General features: G+C 52.0%; 12 protein-coding genes. 8 read left to right on the top strand and 4 right to left on the bottom strand.

The window, feature by feature from the left end; genetic code table 11:
• Window positions 1-59 precede the first annotated feature (59 nt).
• The 3 genes from X474_RS05925 to X474_RS05915 all read right to left on the bottom strand — a co-directional run bounded on the left by X474_RS05925 (window position 60) and on the right by X474_RS05915 (window position 3,595).
• Complete coding sequence (locus X474_RS05925; RefSeq protein WP_052514911.1) at window positions 60-1,397, bottom strand: SH3 domain-containing C40 family peptidase; 1,338 nt, start codon at window positions 1,395-1,397, stop codon at window positions 60-62.
• A 151-nt stretch (window positions 1,398-1,548) separates the two neighbouring features.
• The gene (locus X474_RS05920) at window positions 1,549-2,640 is read right to left on the bottom strand and encodes an alpha/beta hydrolase (RefSeq protein WP_044347457.1); all 1,092 of its coding nucleotides are present in this window, start codon (window positions 2,638-2,640) and stop codon (window positions 1,549-1,551) included.
• 388 nt (window positions 2,641-3,028) lie between these two features.
• Window positions 3,029-3,595, bottom strand: a complete 567-nt coding sequence (locus tag X474_RS05915) for a class I SAM-dependent methyltransferase (protein WP_044347455.1) — start codon at window positions 3,593-3,595, stop codon at window positions 3,029-3,031.
• A 1,192-nt stretch (window positions 3,596-4,787) separates the two neighbouring features.
• Here X474_RS05915 and X474_RS05910 point away from each other — a divergent pair.
• The 8 genes from X474_RS05910 (at window position 4,788) to X474_RS05875 (ending at window position 16,707) form a co-directional block, all read left to right on the top strand.
• Window positions 4,788-7,055 carry a methyl-accepting chemotaxis protein gene (locus X474_RS05910; protein WP_052514910.1) on the top strand — a complete coding sequence of 756 codons (2,268 nt, stop codon included), beginning with the start codon at window positions 4,788-4,790 and terminating at the stop codon, window positions 7,053-7,055.
• A gap of 537 nt (window positions 7,056-7,592) precedes the next feature.
• A complete protein-coding gene (locus tag X474_RS05905) occupies window positions 7,593-8,081 on the top strand; it encodes a YbaK/EbsC family protein (RefSeq protein ID WP_044347453.1) in 489 nt (162 codons plus the stop codon).
• A gap of 650 nt (window positions 8,082-8,731) precedes the next feature.
• Window positions 8,732-9,505, top strand: a complete 774-nt coding sequence (locus X474_RS05900; protein ID WP_197281992.1) for a GntR family transcriptional regulator — start codon at window positions 8,732-8,734, stop codon at window positions 9,503-9,505.
• Between the two features lie 707 nt (window positions 9,506-10,212).
• Entirely contained in the window at window positions 10,213-11,874 is a 1,662-nt protein-coding gene (locus X474_RS05895) for an FAD-binding protein (RefSeq protein ID WP_044347449.1), read from the top strand.
• Window positions 11,874-13,472, top strand: coding sequence for an FAD-dependent oxidoreductase (locus tag X474_RS05890; RefSeq protein WP_052514909.1), 1,599 nt, complete (start codon window positions 11,874-11,876; stop codon window positions 13,470-13,472). The genes X474_RS05895 and X474_RS05890 overlap by 1 nt, the downstream gene beginning before the upstream one ends.
• Window positions 13,473-13,522: 50 nt before the next feature.
• A complete protein-coding gene (locus tag X474_RS05885) occupies window positions 13,523-14,494 on the top strand; it encodes a Bug family tripartite tricarboxylate transporter substrate binding protein (protein ID WP_052514908.1) in 972 nt (323 codons plus the stop codon).
• 137 nt (window positions 14,495-14,631) lie between these two features.
• Window positions 14,632-15,123 (top strand): tripartite tricarboxylate transporter TctB family protein, encoded by a 492-nt coding sequence (locus tag X474_RS05880; protein WP_044347447.1) that lies wholly within the window; start codon window positions 14,632-14,634, stop codon window positions 15,121-15,123.
• Window positions 15,124-15,153: 30 nt separating this feature from the next.
• On the top strand, window positions 15,154-16,707 hold the full coding sequence (locus X474_RS05875; protein WP_044347445.1) for a tripartite tricarboxylate transporter permease: 1,554 nt from the start codon (window positions 15,154-15,156) through the stop codon (window positions 16,705-16,707).
• 110 nt (window positions 16,708-16,817) lie between these two features.
• Here X474_RS05875 and X474_RS05870 read toward each other — a convergent pair whose 3' ends face one another.
• On the bottom strand, window positions 16,818-19,844 hold the full coding sequence (locus X474_RS05870) for an FAD-dependent oxidoreductase (protein WP_156360642.1): 3,027 nt from the start codon (window positions 19,842-19,844) through the stop codon (window positions 16,818-16,820).
• Between the last annotated feature and the right edge of the window lie 53 nt (window positions 19,845-19,897).

The raw sequence follows: 19,897 nt of genomic DNA, 5'->3' as shown, positions 1-19,897 counted from the left end.
ATTTTAAAAAAATCCCGGTATTTAGGAATTGAAAGAGGTGTTTTAAATCTTGCCGGTGCCTAATTAGCGATCAGATCGCCACGGTCCACCAACAGATTGAAAGAATCCGCCCGGTTGACCAAAAAGCCCTCGGGCTGAGGCATCAATAAAAGTTCCCGGCCCGGCCGCAAGTTGGTGATTACCGCGCGGCCCAGCATGGCCCGGCCCTCATGCCCCAGCAGATTCACCACCCTAAGGCCCCATGTATTGTGAAAGACCATCGGTTCATTACCGTCCCGGCCTAGAAAGAGCATTATGTGACCGGGCAGGTGCACCAGGGTCAGACCCGGCAGCCCTTGCTCCAAGAGCAGGGCTTCTTTCTTGTTGTCCGGCATGCCGTCCAAGCTGAAGACCCGGCCGGTTGCAGCCTGGTCAGTGGAATTTCGCGGCAGCCACAGGCCAAATGTCCTGAACAGGTCCTGCAAGGTGGCCGAACAGTCGCGATTGCCGTAGCGTCCTCCCCAGCCATAGGGTGAGCCCAAAAGGCGGTTGACGATCACGGCCAGATTTTTAGAGGACAGGCCCATGGGATGGTTGGCCGTAAAGTCCCGGTCAAAGACCGCCTCCACCAACACGGCCCGAAGTTCGCTATCCGCCCGCACGGCCAGAACCCGGTCGGGCCCATCGGCAACGGGAAGCAAGCATCCGATTCCCGCCTTGAAGACAAACCGTCCGGCCTTGTCTTTAAGCGTCACATTGTCGTTGGTAAAGGCGGTGAACGGACCGCTTTGCCAACGTGAGGCCTGGGTCCGGTTCAAGCGGGCCACCCTGTTAACCGGCAGCCAACCCCATGCGATGGGGGTCTGGACCATGAGCCAGGCTCCGTCCTTGCTGATGTGATGCACAAAAACCGGCATGCCCGGGTGCAACAACGATTGTTGAAGGCTGTCAAACATCATGGAGCCCGGCCGGTCGGCGTTGTAAAGGGCCGGTTTGGCAGTGGGAAAGACCCGCATCTCCACCCAGCCCAGGGTCAGCCCCCGCCAGGCCCGGTTGGGGTAATCTCCAAAATCCGCCAGATCGGCCAGATCTTGATACCATTTGGAAGAGCGGGGCAACAGATTCTCGGCCAGGCCCGGCGAAAGTTTGGCCTTGTCAAAAGCCTCCAACATGGCTTCCAGGCCCACCCGGGGCTCGGGTTCATTCCAGCAGCTGAAGTATTCATCCATAAATTGCCGGTAAAGGGCCTTTTGCACGGCGGGTTCAACTTGCCACGGCGTTTTCAGATACAGAGTTGCATCCTGCACCGGCAAGGAAATCTCGGCAGGCTTTGCGCCGGGCGAGGCGCAGCCCAGGCAAAAGGCGCACAAAACCGTTATCAGGTAAGCCAATTTTTTACCGACATCCCTTGAAACCATCGTCGCTCCCCTATAATTCCGCTCACAGGTTGTTTTCAATCGGTGTTTAGTTTGACCGGCCAAAAGGCGGGAGTCCAGGGGTATTTTTTGTCTAATCGTGCGCAGAAAGCCGAATCCCCAACTGAGAGCTGGACCTAATTTGGGAAGGCCCTCAGTTCAAATTTTTCTCTGCCAGGAAATCGTACATCAAGTCTGCGATTTCCCGGTTATTCAGATCCGAAAACGGAAAGTGAGTATTGCCGTAAATTCCAATTTCAGGAAGGTGCACCAAAGCAGCATCACCTCCATGGCGGTTTACGGCATCCACCCACAACTTTGCCATGGCAAGATGAATTCGCCACTGATCCTGACTGGGGCTGTCTGATGGTTCAGACGGGATATTGTCACCGTAATAGATGACAATGGGGATTTTAGTGAGCTTTAAAAAATTTGCTAAAGGCACACCGATTGCCTTAAGATTTCCACCGGAACTCGGCATTGGGGCAGGGACTTCGCCTTCCGGAAATATAAAGCCCGATCCCGGTTCATAAGAAACGACGCCTTTTATCTTGTTGCTTTTTAGAACCGCCACCCACCCCATGCCGCCGCTATGTGAATGGGTGACAAGCAGGCCGGGGCCGATCCTGTCAAACAGCGCGGCAACAGCATCAGCATTGACATTGATATCAATTGGCGCGGTATCCGGAGTCAGCTGACGGAAAAATTGATTGAGGCTCTCCGGATTTTTAGAAAATTGCACACCGGGGAAGAATTCCGGCCAGATGCCGAGGCGGAAAATGGTGAACCACTTCTGCTCATCCGGCACGGCATTAATGCTTCCTGGTTTAGTGCTGCGACCGGCGTTGCCGCGACGGGGCTGATCAATCAGGTAGACCCCAAAATTGCGGCGTAGAAAAATGTTCTGAAACCCCTCGCGTCCATCTGGGGTTGTTTCCCATGTCTTGGAGAACTGCCCATAGCCATGCCAGAACACCAGAGGCAGTTTGCGAGCGTTTTCAGGGACCTGGTAAAAAGTATAAAGGTGATCTCCATGGAGGGTTTGCCCTCCTGTTTTAAAAAGGTTTTTCGGGTCAAACTCACCAGGGCTGGCAATGACCGTTCCACCGGCTGCAAAACTTCCCTGTTCCTTGATAACCAGTGGATCGTTTTGGGTTCTCTCACCGGTCACGGCACACGATGAGGCAAATAGACAAACCAGAATCAATACTTGTGCACAAACTATCTTTAATAAATTCGGCCTCACATCCGCCCCCTCTTGATGCAGTCTCCGACTTTTACTACAACCAACCTGGATAATGCAGTTTTTCACCCCACAGAGGCAAGTTTTAAAGCTGACTATGTCAAAATCGTTGGTTGGGGATCAGATAGCGGTAGAGTGACGTTCTTGAATAGTTATCGACAATGTAGGATTTTCTTTTTTGACAGGCGCCGGTGACTGCCGCTTAAGATAAAAAGCGAAAATCAGCGTGTATTGCCCGTTCAAAGGATATCTTCGGATCATACAGTCCACTACACGAAATAGCTGAGACTCCCGATAAAAACCTCGTAACTTCCCAGAATAGGCCTTGCCATGGCCTTGAAAAGCTTTCAAACGCCCCTTCAAGACCATGGCTTACTGACGAAAACCTGGTTCAGTCAAACAGGCTCAAGTAGGTGCGCTCGCCCATTGCCTCAGTGCCGCTTTCTTTGAAACCATGCTCTGCCAACATGTCCCGCAGCTGCTCTGGAGACAGACGCACCCGGTTGGGAGGGCCGGAAGAGTCGTCATCCTTGGGCAAAAACTCAACGATTGCCAGTGCGCCGCCCGGCTTCAGCACGCGTTTTATCTGCTCCAATGCCTTTTGGTCCACTCCTGTGGCCACCAGGTCGTGAAAAACCGTGCCCATGAAGACCACGTCCACTGTGTCATCGGCCAGGGGGATGGTTTGCCCCGCATCGCCGGTCATGGCTTGCAGATTGGACAACCCTGCCTGATCTGCCCGGTCCTTCAGCTGGGCTATGCCTTCCGCCCAGAGGTCCACGCCGTAGACCATGCACCCGGAACCCAGGAACCTGGCCAGGGCCATGGTGTAATTACCCGCACCGCAGCCCAGATCCAGAAGCGCGCCGGGTTTGATCTTGGCAATGGCTCCTAGAACCAACCCCTCATCTATCAAGTCAAAGCTGCTTTTGCCTGCTCCAATAGGAGAATTGCTCATATCTTTCCTATCCTTAATTTTAAAAGCCAGGGGTGATAACCGTATTCTTTTGCCGGAATCTAAACAGACCGCTCAGTTTATGAAGTGTACCTATTTGATACATCAAGGCCACAATTTTGCCTTGTTTGCCGGGATTTGCCCAGAAAATCAGGTTATTGGCCACCGTTAACCGGAAAATAAAGCACCCTGTGATTCTGCTTGGAATCGGTGTTTTGCGCAACCAGCAGAAAATTGAGGCCGCCGGATCATGCCCTGAATCATACGCTCATCCAGGCTTCTGCTCACGGCTGTTCAGTTTCTCTCCCTTGACCCCATGTCCCGCTTTACGAACACACCTGGGGCGGGCTTTTTATCTTCATGCTGTCAGCGCTTTGTTTACAATGATCATGAAAAGGTATTTTAATAGCACATGCTCAGACCGTACAAAATTCCCCATATTCGCTGCGGGAACGGATAAGCTCTCACTTGCCGCGCGGGCCGGTTTTTAGATGGAGCCCGTAGCTTTTACCTGCATGTTTGGCAGGTGTGTTCGTCTTTTGTTTCCCAAAGTTCAGTCAAAGACATATCGTCAAGGTGATGATAACTTGGCCATAATGGAAAACAAGTAAATGATTCCAGCTTAGGAATTTTTTCATGTCAGTATCCAAACTTGGAAACAATCATGGATTACCCGTCCGCCGCGCCCCCGCCTTTCCTGATTTTTCAGGCCGACTCCAATTATTTAATTAATAATCAATCAGTTACTCCTATGACAGTTCTGACAATCACACAATTGAGATAATTTAATAAGCTAATTACTTCTGCCCAACTGAAATGGAAAATTATTTACAGTCAACCATAACTGTTTATTATTTTTCACTATGGAGTCGGGCTTATTAAATTAATATATTTAAGACGCTTCAAAAAAAAAACCACTTTTTGTGTATTTACTTGAAGTTTTTTAGCTAATCATGCTATTGATGCCCGAATGAACCATCGGAAAAATCATATTTCTTTAATTGCCATGCTGTTGCCCAGGAAATATGGCGTCTTGTCTTTGCCTTGGTTAAAGCCTTTCCGCATCAGATTCCAGGCAAGGATCACCCCATACCTATAAAAAGACCTGTTCCTTTAAGGACATGGATATTGCAAATTCCATCTCTCGGCTATTTAAAAATCCCCCTGGGCAGGCTGAAAGCGAAAGTGAGCCTTCATGTTCAAAAAAATGCAATTAGGGAGCAAAATCGCCAGTGGCTATGGTCTGATCATCTTGTTTTTATTGATCGGTTCCAGCTTCGGTTTTTTTGGTTTAAACCGGGTGATCCAGGGAATGGATTCGGTCCAGGCGGTTAATGATCTGGCACAATCCATTCTGAATGCCAGACAATTGGAAAAAAATTATTTACTTAAAGGCGGACAAAAAGACCTGGAGCAGGTGCGGAAACAGGTTCAAGAAGCCGGAGCCCAGGCCCGAAACATTCAAAATTCCCTGACAAACCAGACCGATAGAAAATATATGGTCAAGGTTATGGAGCAGATCAACTTATATAAAAAAGCCTTTGCCGATTATGTAAAGCTCCAGGAAAAAAGAACCGCCTTATCCCAAAAAATGCAACAAAAGGCTTTTCAAGCCATTGGCATGGGGCAAAAAATGGTCGCCGGACAAAAACAGGCCCTGGCCAAGGCCAGAACCATAAGCGGCCTGAAACTCAAGGCCGGCTTTGCCCTGGATGAAGATGCCACCGGCCTTTTGCTAGAGTTGATGGAAGCCAAAGCCCTGGCATCCGCCCTGGAAAACCAAAACAGCATGGAGCTTAAATTCAAGTGGAAGGAAGTTAACAACAACATCCTGAAACAAATCAAACAAATGTCTGCAAAAATAAAGGACACTGCCGATAAGGAACAGATCGTCTCCGCCAAATCCCAATACCGGGTCTATGAAGAAAAGTTCCTGCGTTATCAGCGCACCAGGGAGCTGACGGATAAGGACGCGTATATAAAAGCCTTTGACCAGGCCTCTACCGCAATCAAGGCCCTTAAGTTGAACCAGAGGGCTAAAAGAGTCATGTTGCAGGATCAATCCGAGATGCTTCTTGAAGAAAAGACCAATAAATCGGAACAAGCCAACCAGATGATTTATTGGCTGTTGCAAGCCAGGGAGTTGGAGGCCCAGGCCCACACTCAAGGATTAAACTCCGAATCTGCCCTAAAGGCGGCCCAAAAGATTTCCGACAGCCTGGCCATGGCCTTAAAGTTAAAAGGCACATTCAAGAAAAAAGAAAACCAGGCAAAAGCAGCGGCGTTTATTATTTCTTTAAAAAACTATCAATCTGCCTCGCAAAGCCTTGACGCAGCTCTTTTGGAACAGCTAAAAGCTGAAAAAACCATGGTCAAGGCAGCCGAGGCAGTTCAGCAGGTGTGCCTGGAAGTTCGGCAAAAGGCAACCAGGGAAGCTGCCGAACAGGCTCAAACAGCCGAGATAATAATACCCATAGCTGCGGCGGTCTCTGTTTTGCTCGGCATTTTTCTGGCCGTTTTCCTCACCCGCTCCATAACCAAGCCCCTGAACCGGGTGATCAAGGGGCTTACCCAGGGGGCTCAAGAGGTTACCCAGGCTTCCGAACAAGTCTCATTCGCAAGCCAAACCCTGGCCGGAGGAGCCTCTCAACAGGCGGCCAGCCTGGAAGAAACCTCTGCATCCCTGGAGGAGATGGCCTCCATGACCAAGGCAAATTCGGAAAACGCCCAACAGGCCGACAGTTTGGCCGGGGAAACCAACCAGGCGGCCAAATCCGCCGAAGAATCCATGAACGAACTCATAAGCTCCATGGAGCAGATAAACCAAGCCAGCAAGGAAACCGCAGGCATCATCAAGACCATAGATGAAATAGCCTTTCAGACCAACTTGCTGGCCTTGAACGCAGCGGTGGAGGCGGCCCGGGCCGGTGAGGCGGGCGCGGGTTTTGCCGTGGTTGCGGATGAAGTGCGAAACCTGGCCATGCGCGCAGCAGAAGCCTCGGGCAAGACCTCTGAAATAATAGAGGACACCATTAACAAAGCCGACCAGGGTGCGGGTGCGGTGGGTAAAACCAGGGACGCCTTTACCAAGGTGCTTGGCAACAGTGAAAAACTCTCTGAGCTTATAAATGAAATAGCATCAGCCAGTAGAGAACAGACCCAGGGCATAGACCAGACCAATCGGGCTGTGGGAGAAATGGACCAGGTAACCCAGCAAAATGCGGCCAATGCCGAGGAATCCGCCTCTGCCAGTGAGCAACTTAATTCCCAGGCAGCGGGGATGCTCCGTTTGGTTATTGAGCTTGAAGGATTGGCAGGAAAGAAAAAAGGGGCGTCAAAAGAAAAAAAGCATGGCATTTCTCTAACCGGCCAGCAAGGCGACCAGCCAAGTCAGGCCTTGATTGCCCAAGAAACCCGCCCCAATCAGGAAAGTGATGAATCCGCATTCTTAGGGCAAGGATAAATTTCCTTGCTTCACTTAGCTTGGAATAAGCCGGGTCTGGTTCAGCCGACCCGGTTTATTATTGAAAACCACCTCCGGATAGCATCCCCGGTTTATAATCCGCCATATGCACAGCTTAGCCTAAAGGCTTAATACTCCGAAACCGCATCAATCCATCCTATAAACAGGTAACAAGAGTATTTTATTTACAAAATAAATCCCCAAGCCCGGCTTTTTCCCAGCACCCGGCAGGAGCTTTTTTTTACCAAGCTTACCGAACTGCCCAGTTTCCAAACCGGGACAATTTCAGGAATCTGACCTGAAAAGTCAAAATGATCGTTTAGAGCGGCGAAAAACAAAACAGGATCACTTAAACAGCAAGGCCTGTTTTCCCTTAATCAAGTTAGCTGGGGAAAGTTTAATTTTTATCACTTTTAATAATAAAAAATCCAAAGCCCCGCTTCCCAGGATTGAGATTGCTTTTAAGTTAATTTTTATGTAGCTTGATCCTGCTGATATAGGCTGCTTAAACATTTCACTTAACACCGGGACAACTGTATGTCAGATATAAATCATCCAAGCATTCAGAAAGTAAGCCAAGCTCTTAAAAACCTTGAACTTGAAGTTCAAATTCAGATTATGCCCAGCTCCACCCGAACCAGCCAGGATGCTGCCCAGGCTGTTCATTGTGAGGTTGGACAAATCGCAAAATCTTTAATATTTAAAGCAAAACAATCCCAACAGCCGGTCCTGGTCATTGCCAGCGGAGCCAACATGGTGGATCTGAAAAAGGTATCCGCATTGCTTGGAGAAAAGCTGGGGAAGGCTGATGCTGATTTTGTTAAACAAAAAACGGGGTTTACCATTGGGGGGATTCCGCCTGTGGGGCATCTTGAGCCTGTGACCACCTTTATCGACCAGGATCTTCTGGAATATGACTACATCTGGGCGGCCGCCGGCACGCCAAACGCCGTGTTCAAGCTCAATTCCAGTGAACTGCCCAGAATCACCCAGGGAAAAATCAGTGAGGTGCGTCTGGAAAAATAAACCGCACAATTTACGGCCTTGTTGCCACCAACCCGCGATTTAATTACAAAGCAACGGGGAAAAACCAACCGGGCTAAAAAGATCAGCTGCTTTTTTGTGCTTTTTATAAGGATTAGAAGTGTAGTGCCGGAAAGCGCCTTCAAATTCCGTTTTTAAAATTATGGATGGATCTATTGACCGATTAAACCCACATGATTTTTGAGGTGCTTAACTATGGCGGTCCCAGGTCTTTCTCCAAGCCGGAAAGCAACATTTTCTCAGAATGCGCCTTTGTTCTGTTTAAGGCGCCAACTTTGAGAGGCCTGGGCCAACCAAGAAGAGAGCTAAGTTAACTACAGGTATTTCACTATAAAGCAGGCACTATCCCTGAACAGTCCGGGTAAAATTGCAAGTTACCCAATAATAGGTGCACTATATGCATAAATGATGTATATGTTTGCCCACTTAAACTTAAGATCAACCGAGAATCGCAAAAAACAAGGTTATGACCCGAGTTCAAACACCAGCGAACGATTAGCAGATGATCATTACAGGCAAAGACCGCCAAGCTTGCCGCAAACCAGCGGAAAAGGATTTTGCCGCCTGCGAAAAAGAGAAGTCGTCATTCGGACATAACCAGAGACCCCATATTTATGGCTGAGGAAATTATTTTGACAAAGAACCGCCCGGTTAACGGAAACAGTATTTTCGCACCCCAGGGAGAAAGGCCAAAGTATCGGCTTATTCAGGACACAATATTGGGTAATATTGCCAATGGAACCTGGTCCCCGGGCGATCGCATACCCACTGAAAGGGGCTTGGCCGATTTTTTCCAGGCCAGCATAGGAACTGTACGTCATGCCCTGCAAGGGCTTGTGGAACAGGGGTATCTTTCACGTCAGCAAGGCAGGGGCACCTATGTACGCAATTCATCGGAACACACCGATTCCCTGCGCTATTACCGCTTTGCCGAAAATTTTGCCAGTGATTGCCTGCGCTTGAACATAAAGTGCCTGGAGCCCGTTAACCTGGGGCAGGAACCAAAGGCCGCGGCCAAAATGAACCTCCCCCCGGATACCATGTTTTTTCATCTGCCCAGGGTCTTTAAACATGAAAACAGGCCCATGGTCTATGTCATATCTTATCTGCCGAGAGATATTTTCCCTGACTTCAACCAAATCAGCCTGCGAGAACACGAAGAGACGCCTTTGTATCTTTTGATTGAGCAGCGCTATAAAATGCCGACCTTATCAACCATGGAGGCGATAAGCGCGGTGGCTGCTCATGAAGAAAATGCGGCCATACTTGAGGTTGCCGATGGTTCGCCCCTTTTACGTATTGAAATGCTGGCAACCACCATTCGCGACCTGCCCTATGAATATCGCATAAGCTATCTGCACACCGAAGACCAGAACATAATCCGTAAAAACGCGGCTCACTATTGAGCTGTCAAAGCACCTGGAGAGGCCTTCCGAACCTCGTGAGCCACTTGGCAGAAGCTTGTTCCTTGCCAAGTGGCTTAAACTAATTATCATTAAAGAAACCGCAAGTAGACGGCCCGTCATCAATCCGTATAATTGGGCGGATGCTTTGAGGATTCATTTTTTACCCGCACATGCGCCTCTTGCCTGCAACCCGGTTTATGCCGGCAATTCAACAGATCACTTCCGGCGACCTTTAACAAAAACCAGCCAAAAGGGATCGATCTCTTCCATTTGAGCACCATTCCCGAAAATTAGTATATATCTTCATATGACAGGCTCTTTCCCAGGTAATTTATTCAAAAAAATTTCTCAAAAATATCTACATAAAATCAGCTTGTTAAAAAACAATTATTCTACCAGGCTGATTGGGAGTCATTTTGTTGTTGACCAAATTGCTATATATGTTTATATCAATTTAAGACTGTGCTGCTTCAAATGACCGTCTGAGCGGCAAACTTCCGGCACAGTTCAAGGAGAGATACCCGCAACAGCAGCTAAAAAATTTTTATAGATCCAGGCCTGGGCGAACTGCATATGCGGATTAACTGATGCCCAATTATTTTTTGGCCTTGCATGTGTTTCTTTTCACTAACCCGACAACTACGCCCTGACTATTCCGGAAGGGGGCGTTACCTTCGGACAAGGCCAATAAAAATCAGGAGCTTAACATGACTCATGATTACCCGGTTCTCAAATGCGACATTCTGATTGTCGGAGGCGGCAGTGCCGGCGCCATGGCCGGCATCCGCGCCAAAACGGTTCATCCTGACATGGATGTCATTGTCTTGGAAAAAGGCGATGCCAAGTACTCCGGCTGTATCGCCCGCGGCATGGACGCCTTGAACATCGTGGCCTTGCCCGGAGTGGCCACACCAGAGCTTTACGTGGAGTCCAACTCCATGGCCTGCGACGGCATTATGGATGAACCGGTTAACTATCGCATGGCCGAGAGAAGCTATGACGTAATGAAAAGGCTGTTGGACTGGGGTGTCTGTTTCCCTGTGGATGAAAAAGGGGAATATGAGATCCTCCAGGTCCACCCCAAGGGCCGTTTCTGCGTAACCATGAAGGAGCCGGAGCTCAAAACCATTTTGCACAAACGCATGGTCGACTTGGGCGTCAAGGTGGTCAACCGGACCATGTGCGCCAAGCTTTTGAAAAAAGACGGACGCATCACGGGCGCGGTGGCCATGAACGTCCGCACCGGCGAGCCCATGGTTATTCAGGCCAAAAGCGCGATCTTAAGCGCCGGAGGCACCGCCCGTTTCGGCCTGCCCCCCAATGGAAACCTTTACGGCGTTTACGACTTCCCCGGCAATACGGGCGACGGCTACTGCCTGGCCTACAACGCCGGCGCAGAGCTGAGCGGATTTGAATACACCCTTTACTACTACATCACCAAAGACATCAACGCGCCTTTACTTTACATCACCTTGACCAGGGGCGCGCATCTCTTAAACGCCATGGATCAAAGACGGGATAAAGACCACCCCTCCATCAAAACCATGTGCAACGAAGACTTCTTTGACCATACCGGCCCCATGCGCATTCGCATGGACCACCTCTCCGAAAAGCACATCAAAGAAATTGAAGAAATTCTTTTCACCACCGAAAGACCGGCCTGTGAGCGTTTCCACGCAGGCAGGGACAATGATTTCCGAACCGGCGAGATCGAGCTCTGGCCCACTGAAGTTTATCTCTGCGGAGGCCACGGCATTACAGGCGTGCGCATCGATGAAAACGGCGAAAGTTCGGTCAAGGGCCTTTACGCTGCCGGCGACACCTCCCTCTGCGCACGCGGCCACCTTTCCGGCGCATTTGTCTACGGCGAAATTTCGGCGGAAAACGCCGGTGAATTCGCATCCACAGTAGATTACGAGCCGGTGGACAAGGAGCAGGTGGAAGATTTCATCGAAAAGCTGGAAGCCAGATCCGCCAGGAGCAAAAACCCCGTATCTATTGAAGAGTTTGAATACAAAGTCAGACGTATTATCAGCGACTACTTAAGCCCGCCCAAAAACGCCTACAAGCTCAACCGGCTTTTATGGTGGATGGACCGCTTCCGCACGGAACTTGAGACCATGGTTTTTGTGCGCGACAAGCACGACCTGTTCAAGACCCTTGAAGTGGAAAACATCATCCAATGCGCCACGCTTTCAGCCACAGCCTCCTTGGAGAGGACCGAAAGCCGTTGGCTGCCCTGGCATTACCGTAGCGACTTCCCGGATAAAGACGACCAGAACTGGCTCAAGCATATAGTCCTGACCAAAGGCGACACCCCCGGCGAGGTCCAGATCCAGCACAAAGAGATCATCAGGAGGGCAAAATAATGGAGCGCAACACCATCCTGGAGGCCTTGTCCGACAACATCAAGATTGACCAGGACAAGTGCATTTATTGCGGCACCTGCGTTGACACCTGCATCTTGGACAACCTGCGGCTTAAACTGGCCCCGTGCAGGCAGGCCTGTCCCCTGGGGCTTAACTGCCAGGGTTATGTGCAGCTGATCTTAAGGGGCGAAGACCAGGAAGCCTATGAGGTTATCCAAGAAAAGCTCCCCTTTGCCTCTATTCTGGGCAGAATCTGCTCAGCCCAATGCGAAAAAAGCTGTTCCAGGGGCAAAGACGGAGACCAGCCCGTGGCCATTAAGCAGTTAAAGCGCTATTTGGCAGACAAGTTTGAAACAAGCGGGCAAGTCCTGCCGGAGAAGCAAAGCCCCAGCGGCAAGACCTGCGCCATTATCGGCTCCGGACCCGCCGGTATGTTGGCATCCTATGATCTTCTGCTGAAAGGCCACGCAGTAGTCATGTATGACTCGGCCAAAGAGCCGGGCGGCATGCTGCGCTGGGCGATCCCGGAGTTCAGGCTTTCCGGCGACCTGGTCTCCCGCGAGTTCAAAAAGCTCACGGATCTGGGCCTTTTATTCAAGGGCGGGCAGACCATTGGCAAAGATATCGAGCTTGCGGAGATCACGGAGAAATATGACGCGGTAATCCTGGCCACAGGCTGCCCCCAGGCCATAAACCTGGGACTTCCCGGAGAGGAGGCCGAAGGAGTCCGGCACGCTTTGGAGTTCCTGGGCCAGGTAAGAAGCGGCCAGGCCCCGAAGGTGGGCGAACAGGTGGTGGTGATCGGCGGCGGCGAGGTCGCCCTGGACACCGCCCAGACCGCGGTGCGTTTGGGTGCAAAAAAGGCAACCGTGGTTTGCCTGGAAGACAAATCCGAGATGCCTGCCGAACCCGAAGCCGTGGCATTGGCCCGCTCTGAAGGCATTCTCATAGATAACTGCTGGGGGCCAAGCGCCATAACCCTTAAACAGGGTAAGGTTTCCGGTGTGACCCTGAAAAAATGCATTTCCGTGTTTGACGCCAAGGGCGCCTTTGCCCCCTGCTTTGAGGATTGCCAGACCAAGGAAATTCAGGCCGACGAGGTCATCATCGCCGTTGGTCAGAAAAGGGATCTTTCCCTGTTTAACGGCGCTACTCCTCAGTTCAACCCCCTCACCCTGCAAACCGGTGAAACCAAGGTTTTTCTGGCCGGAGACCTCACCCGGGGCCCAAGCACTGTGGTCCAGGCCATGGCCTCTGGCAGGGAAGCGGCAGAGAGTGTAGACCGTCTGTTTAAAGATGAGCATTTAAGTTATGGACGCGCTTACCAGGGTCCGTTTGAAACCGAATATGAAATAGACAAATCGCGGGGATCAAAAGCCGAAAGGGTTCAACCCGGCGCGCATTCCTGCTCGGGCCAGGGCGATTTCAAGGAGATCGAACTGACCATGAGTGAGGAACAGGCCAGAGAGGAAGCCGGGCGTTGTTATTCCTGCGGAAAGCCTTTTGGCAAGTTCAGGACCTGCTGGTTCTGCCTGCCTTGTGAAGTGGAGTGTCCCAAGGACGCCTTGTGGGTGGATATTCCATATCTGCTGCGCTGACAGCAACTTCTTGGGAGATTGTGATTCGAGCTTTTAAAAGGGAGTCGGAGATGAAAAAGAAATCGATCGCCGTGCTGGCAAGCTGTCTCGTTGCGTTAACCATGATGGCTGGTCTGGCCTTTGCCGATGAGTATCCTACGAAACCCATTAAAGTTTTCATACCCCTGCCCGCCGGCGGCACCACGGACGTTTTTGTGCGCACCATAGCCCCTTATATGGAAAAATACCTGGGGCAGCATATGGTTTTGATCAACAAACCCGGATCAGGCGGGGCTGTGGCCTTGAGCACCCTCAACAAGGCAAAGCCGGACGGCTACACCATGAGCTGGGCCAACCTGCCGACACTGACGACTATTCCGCAGATGCGCAAGCTCACCTACAACCCCAAAGAACTGGTGTATATCGCCTCGCCCATGCACTATGACTATGTCTTGTATGTGCGCGCAGACGCTCCCTGGAGCAACCTGCAGGAGCTTTTGGAATATGCCAGGAAGAACCCCGGCAAAGTCACCTACGGCACCCCCGGGCTGGGCACAACCAACCACTTGGGTGTGGCTTGGCTGGCCAACAAGGAAAACGTCCAGATGCGGCCCATTCCCTTTAAGGGGAACCCCAAATCAGTGGCCGGTCTCTTAGGAGGCCATGTCCAGGCAGTCAACACCTCCACCACTGCCTCTGTTTCCTCCTTTAAGGCAGGCAAAATCAAGCCGCTCGCCATTTTAAGCGAGAAACGCATTCCCCTTACTCCCGACACCAAGACCTTGAAGGAGATGGGTTATGACTTCTTCCAGTTCTCCTGTCTGGGTGCAGTCTTCCCCAAGGGAACCCCTGAGAATATTCGCAAAAAAATGGAACAGGCCATAAAATACGCCGTGGAACAGGCTGACGTGCAGAAAAAGGCTAAAGATGAGCTTTATGTCAGCATTGACTTCTTAGACGGCGCCAAATACCAGAAACTGGCTGACCAGTACTGGACCGTCTGGGGAGATATCCTAAAGACCGTGGGCTTGAAAAAATTCTAAAAATCTCATGCAGGCCGGGGTGGATTGTGCCCCGGCCTGTTTTATCTTAGGAAGCCGAAAACCAAGCATCCTCAGCAACAGACCTTAACAAGGCATCTGCCCGCGGGAAAACCGGCTTCCAAAAGGGAGATTGATTGATGACAACTCGTTCAGAGGTATTCACCGCAACCGGCCTGCTTGCATTTTGCGTATTCAATTACGTCTACCTGATACCGACCCAGGTCGTGGCGGAAGGATCATCAAGCACTTATCCTCTTTTGATTAACACCCTTTTAGCTCTCTTCTCCCTGGCATATTTGCTGGAGGGATTTCTCATCTTCCGTAAACAGGCAAAGACTCAGCCCGAAGAAGCCAAAAAACAAACCGGATTCTGGCAGGACTACTGGCGTCCCCTGGCCATGTTCGGCTTGACCGGTGTCTGGATCTTCACCCTGGAATACATCGGCTTTTTGCCCTCTACGTTTGTATTCCTTTTACTGGGCGCCAAGATCTTCCGCGCCACCAACAGAAGAAACACCCTTATTGTATGCGTGGTTCTTCCGAGCCTTCTCACAGGAATATTCATGGCATTGAATGCACCCTTGCCTGAAGGCCCGCTGGAGGAAATGATCCAGGCGATCATCCACTGACAAAGCCCTTGCCTGTTATGGAGACGGATCATGTTTGAGATATTTGGTCATTTGTGGCAGGGGGCTGTTTATTCCGTTACCCTGCCTAATATTGTCGCAATAATAATCGGTTACGCCATTGGCGTGGTAGCCGGAGCCATCCCCGGCGTCATGGCCGTTACAGCCATGGTTCTTATTCTGCCCTTTACTTTCACCCTGGACCCTTTGTTTGCAATCGCCCTTTTGATGGGATGTTACAAAGGCGGGGCCTACGCAGGCTCCATCACTGCCACTCTCTTCAATATCCCGGGCACCCCGGAAGCCGCGGCCACGGCCCTGGACAGTTACCCCATGGCTCAAAGCGGGCAGCAGAAAAGGGCATTGGAGATAGCCCTATGGGCTTCCGTGATCGGCGGCACCATAAGCAACCTGCTTTTGATCTTCACAGCCCCGCCCCTGTCTGCCGTGGCTTTAAGGCTGGGCCCGGCCGAGATCGCAGCCCTGATTCTGTTTTCACTCACCGCGGTCATCACCCTTTTGGGTGACAGCAGAATTGAAATCTGGAAAGGATTCATATCCATTGTCCTGGGTTTGATGCTGGCCATTGTGGGGCTGGATAACATGAGCGCCTCCAGACGCTATGTATTTGGTTTGGAAGACCTGGATAACGGCATCCCGTTTGTCCTGACCATTATCGCCCTTTTGGCCCTTTCCGAGATACTGGTGCAGGCCGGGCGCATCTCCCAGCTGTCTTCCCAAAACAGCACGGCTAAAGAAATAAAGCTCCTACCCTATTCCTTTAGCCAGCGCCTGGCCGATTTGAAATTCTGCCTCAAGGACCTTATCAGGTCTTCTTTTGTGGGCTCCCTTTTGGGTGCCTTGCCCGGCATCGGAGCTACGACCACAGCCTTTGTATGTTACGGCGAAGCCAGACGATCCGCCGGAAAGACATCTGAATTCGGCAAGGGAGACGCCAGGGGCATCGCCGCTCCGGAGGCGGGCAACAACGCAGTGGCAGCCTCTTCCCTGATCCCATTGGTCACCCTTGGCATACCCGGCAGTGTGGCTGCTGCGGTTATGTACGGGGCCTTTATGATTCAGGGCATGATCCCGGGCCCCATGCTCATGCAAGAGCATCCCGAAATGATCTACGGCCTTTTCGTGCTGCTTTTGATGATCGATTTTATAGGCGCTTTTGTGGTGGCCCTGCCCTTTATCCAGGTAGTTCGCAGCATATTCAAGAATCTGGATTACTCGCTGTTCTTCCCTGCAGTGGTGGTCTGTTGCGTAGTGGGCGTCTATGCCGAGGAATTCAATGTTTTCAACCTCAAGCTGTTCATCGTTTTGGGTGGAGCGGGATATTTGATGAGAAAGGCCGGATTCAGCATCCCGCCTTTTATTCTGGCCTTTATCCTTGGTCCCATTTTGGAGCGAAACACCCGCACCGCACTTTTACTGTCAGATGGGACACCTGCCATTTTCTGGCAAAGCCCGGTGGCCCTGGTGCTGATCATCCTCTCTGTGGCCAGCCTGGTATGGGCCCTGTGGCGTAAGGCCAAGTCCCAGGGATCGGAGCTCGTAGTGCCCCAGGAACTCAAGCACTGAGCACTTTACCCCCCCTCATAGCCTCCCTCGGTTAAAGGCAAAAGGCCCCGGCAGACTCAAATCTGCCGGGGCCTTAACGCAACTTCTGATTGCTGTTTGTCTGGCGAGGCCTACAGGGCCGCGATCTGGGCCATGATCGCCTCTTGGGTAAAGCCTTTAAGCTGAGGCGCTCCGGAACGGCAGGAGGCGGCGCAGGTGCCGCACCCTTTGCAGGTGGCCTCGTTCACCTGGGCTTTCATCTTCTCCAAATCCATGCTGATGGCCTGATAAGGGCAGACATCAACGCAAACTCCGCAGCCCACGCATTTGTTCTCATCTATCTCTGCCACAGAGCCGCCCACAGCCAGACCAGTGGAGCTCAAGAGCACCGCCGCCCTGGCGGCCGCGGCCTGTCCTTGGGCCGTGGTCTCTTCCATGGGTTGGGGAGAGTGAGCCAGACCGCATACAAACACACCGTCCGTGGCAAACTCAACCGGTTTCAGTTTGGCGTGAGCCTCCTGGAAAAATCCGTCCTGATTCTGAGCCACCTTGAACATCTGGGCCAGCTCAGGATCAGATACCGGATCTGTGGCCATGGCCGAGGCCAGGACCAGCATGGCCGCCTTTATCTTCAGTTCACTGCCCAGATCCAGGTCGGTGAGCTTAAGCCTCAGACTGTCTGGTTCCTGGCTCACATCCAGACCCTTGACATGGTCGTAGCGAATGAAATAGACCCCCGCTTCCCTGGCCTTGCGGTAAACTTCCTCCCGCAGGCCATAGGCCCTGATATCACGATAGATGATAAACACCGGCCGCTCGGGCTCAATTTCCTTTATCCTGAGGGCATTTACCAAGGACTGGGTGCAGCACACCTTGGAGCAATAAATCCGCTCCGGAGTCCTGGAGCCCACGCATTGTAAAAAGGCCACCCCATTGGGTCCTTCCAGGCCCAGTTCACCTTCAGCCAGTCTGTCTTCCAGCTCCATGCCGGTCAAAACCCTGGGGTCTTTATTATGCAGATAGTCTTCTGTATTCAGCTCGGTGGCTCCGGTTGCGATAATGCAGGCCCCGTGTTCCACCTCTTTAGCGCCTTCGGGCGTGGCCAGCGCAGTCTTGAAATTGCCCACAAAGCCATCCACATGGCTGATGGTGGTCTTTAAGAAGACTTCAACCAGGGGATCCTCCTCAACCTGTTTGACCAGGGCGGCCAATTTCTCCTGCACGTCCTCACCCCGCCAAGTCCTGCCGAGGCGGCTGGCGTTTCCGCCCAGGGTTTCTTCCCTTTCAACCAGGTAGACCTTGAACCCCTGGTTGGCCAGGGACAGGGCCGCGGTCATTCCGGCCAATCCCCCGCCCACAACCAAACCGGCGTTGTTAAGGGCAAGCTCGCTCTCTTCAAGGGGCTTTAACAGACCGGCCCTGGCCACACTCATGCGCACCAAGTCCTTGGCCTTGGCTGTTGCCTTTTCCGGCTCCTTACTATGGCACCAGGAGCACTGGTTGCGGATATTGGCCATCTCAAATAGATATTTGTTAAGCCCCGCGTTGATCAGGGTCTCCTGGAAAAGGGGTTCGTGGGTCCTGGGCGTGCAAGCCGCCACCACCACCCGGTTCAGGTCCTTTTCCTTGATCGTGGCCGCAATTTTATCCTGGGTGTCCTGGGAGCAGGAGAAAAGATTCTCCTCTACATGGACCACATTGGGCAAACCGGACGCATACTCGGAGACCTGAGGACAATCAACCACACCTGCGATATTGGTCCCGCAATTGCAAATGAAAACGCCAATCCGCGGGGCGTCGCCTTTGACATCTATCTCCTCGGGCAGGATCACCTCTTTGGAAAGGGCGCCCCTCACCTCGGACAAGAGCCCGGATGCCTCGCCCGCGCAGGCAGAGGCGTCTATAACCGAGAAGGGAATATCCTTGGGAGCCTGGAGGCTGCCCGCCATGAATACGCCCGGACGCATGGTGCGCACCGGATTGAAGCTGTCCGTATCCGGATATTCCCCGGGTTTAAGCTCAATACCGAGCTTTTCGGCCTGCAGACGCACCGCCTCGCTGATGGCGTAACCCACCGAAAGGACCACCAGGTCAAATTCCTCGCTTATGTGCCTTCCCGTGGGGTCGGTGTATTCAATCACCGTGCGCTCAGGATCTTCGGAGCCCTTGGGCAGGCTGGGTATGCGGGATTTGACAAACCTCACCCCCAGCTCTTTGGCCCGCTCGTAATAGCGCTCCACATCCTTGCCCTGGGTGCGCATGTCAATGTAGAAGATCGCCGTGTCCAGGTCTTCCCCGCCATGCTCTTTGGCCATGACGGCTTCTTTCACCGCAAAGGAACAGCAGACGCTGGAACAGTGACTGCTGGCGTTTGCATGGGTGTTCCTGGAACCCACGCATTGCAGGAAAGCGATCTTCTTGGGATCGGACTTGTCGCTCACCCTGGTGAGGTGCCCGGCAAAGGGACCGGCCGCGGCCAGCATGCGCTCAAATTCGAGAGAGGTTATGACGTTTTTATTTTTGCCATAGCCGTAGATATCAAGTTTGTTGGGATCATAGCATTCAGACCCCAAAGTCATGACCACCGCGCCCACATCCAGGGTTATGGTCTCTTCCTTGTCTTCGTAGTTTATGGCCCCTGTGGGGCAGACCTTGGAACAGACCCCGCATTTGCCCTTGGTAAGGTAAATGCAGTTCTCCGGATCGATCACGTATTTAAGCGGCACCGCCTGGGCAAACTTGACGTGTATGGCTTTCCTCTTGCCAAGTCCGCCCTGGAAGACGTCGTCCACCTTTTTGGGGCATTTTTCGGTGCAGGCCCCGCAGGCGATACACTTGTCCATATCCACATAGCGCGGGTGTTTTTTCACCTGCACCGTGAAGTTACCGGCTTCGCCATGGACACTCTCCACCTCGGAGAGTGTCAATAGTTCAATATTTCGATGTCGTCCCACCTCGACCAGGCGGGGAGAGATAATTCACATCGCGCAGTCGTTGGTGGGGAAGGTCTTGTCCAACTGGCTCATGATGCCGCCAATTGAAGAAGACCTCTCCACCAAGTAGACATAGTACCCGCTATCTGCCAAATCCAAGGAAGCCTGCATACCGGCTATACCACCGCCAACAACCAAAACCGCTCCGCTTTTGGTACCCGCCATCTAAAATCCTCATCTTTCTGGGTTCCACCCAACTCATTCGAGTCTTTTAGCTC

The sequence above is a fragment of the Dethiosulfatarculus sandiegensis genome, from assembly GCF_000931935.2.
GTDB classification, from domain to species: Bacteria; Desulfobacterota; Desulfarculia; order Desulfarculales; family Desulfarculaceae; genus Dethiosulfatarculus; species Dethiosulfatarculus sandiegensis.
Note: the sequence above shows the minus strand (reverse complement) of the source record. Positions and strands in the feature narration are given on the sequence as shown.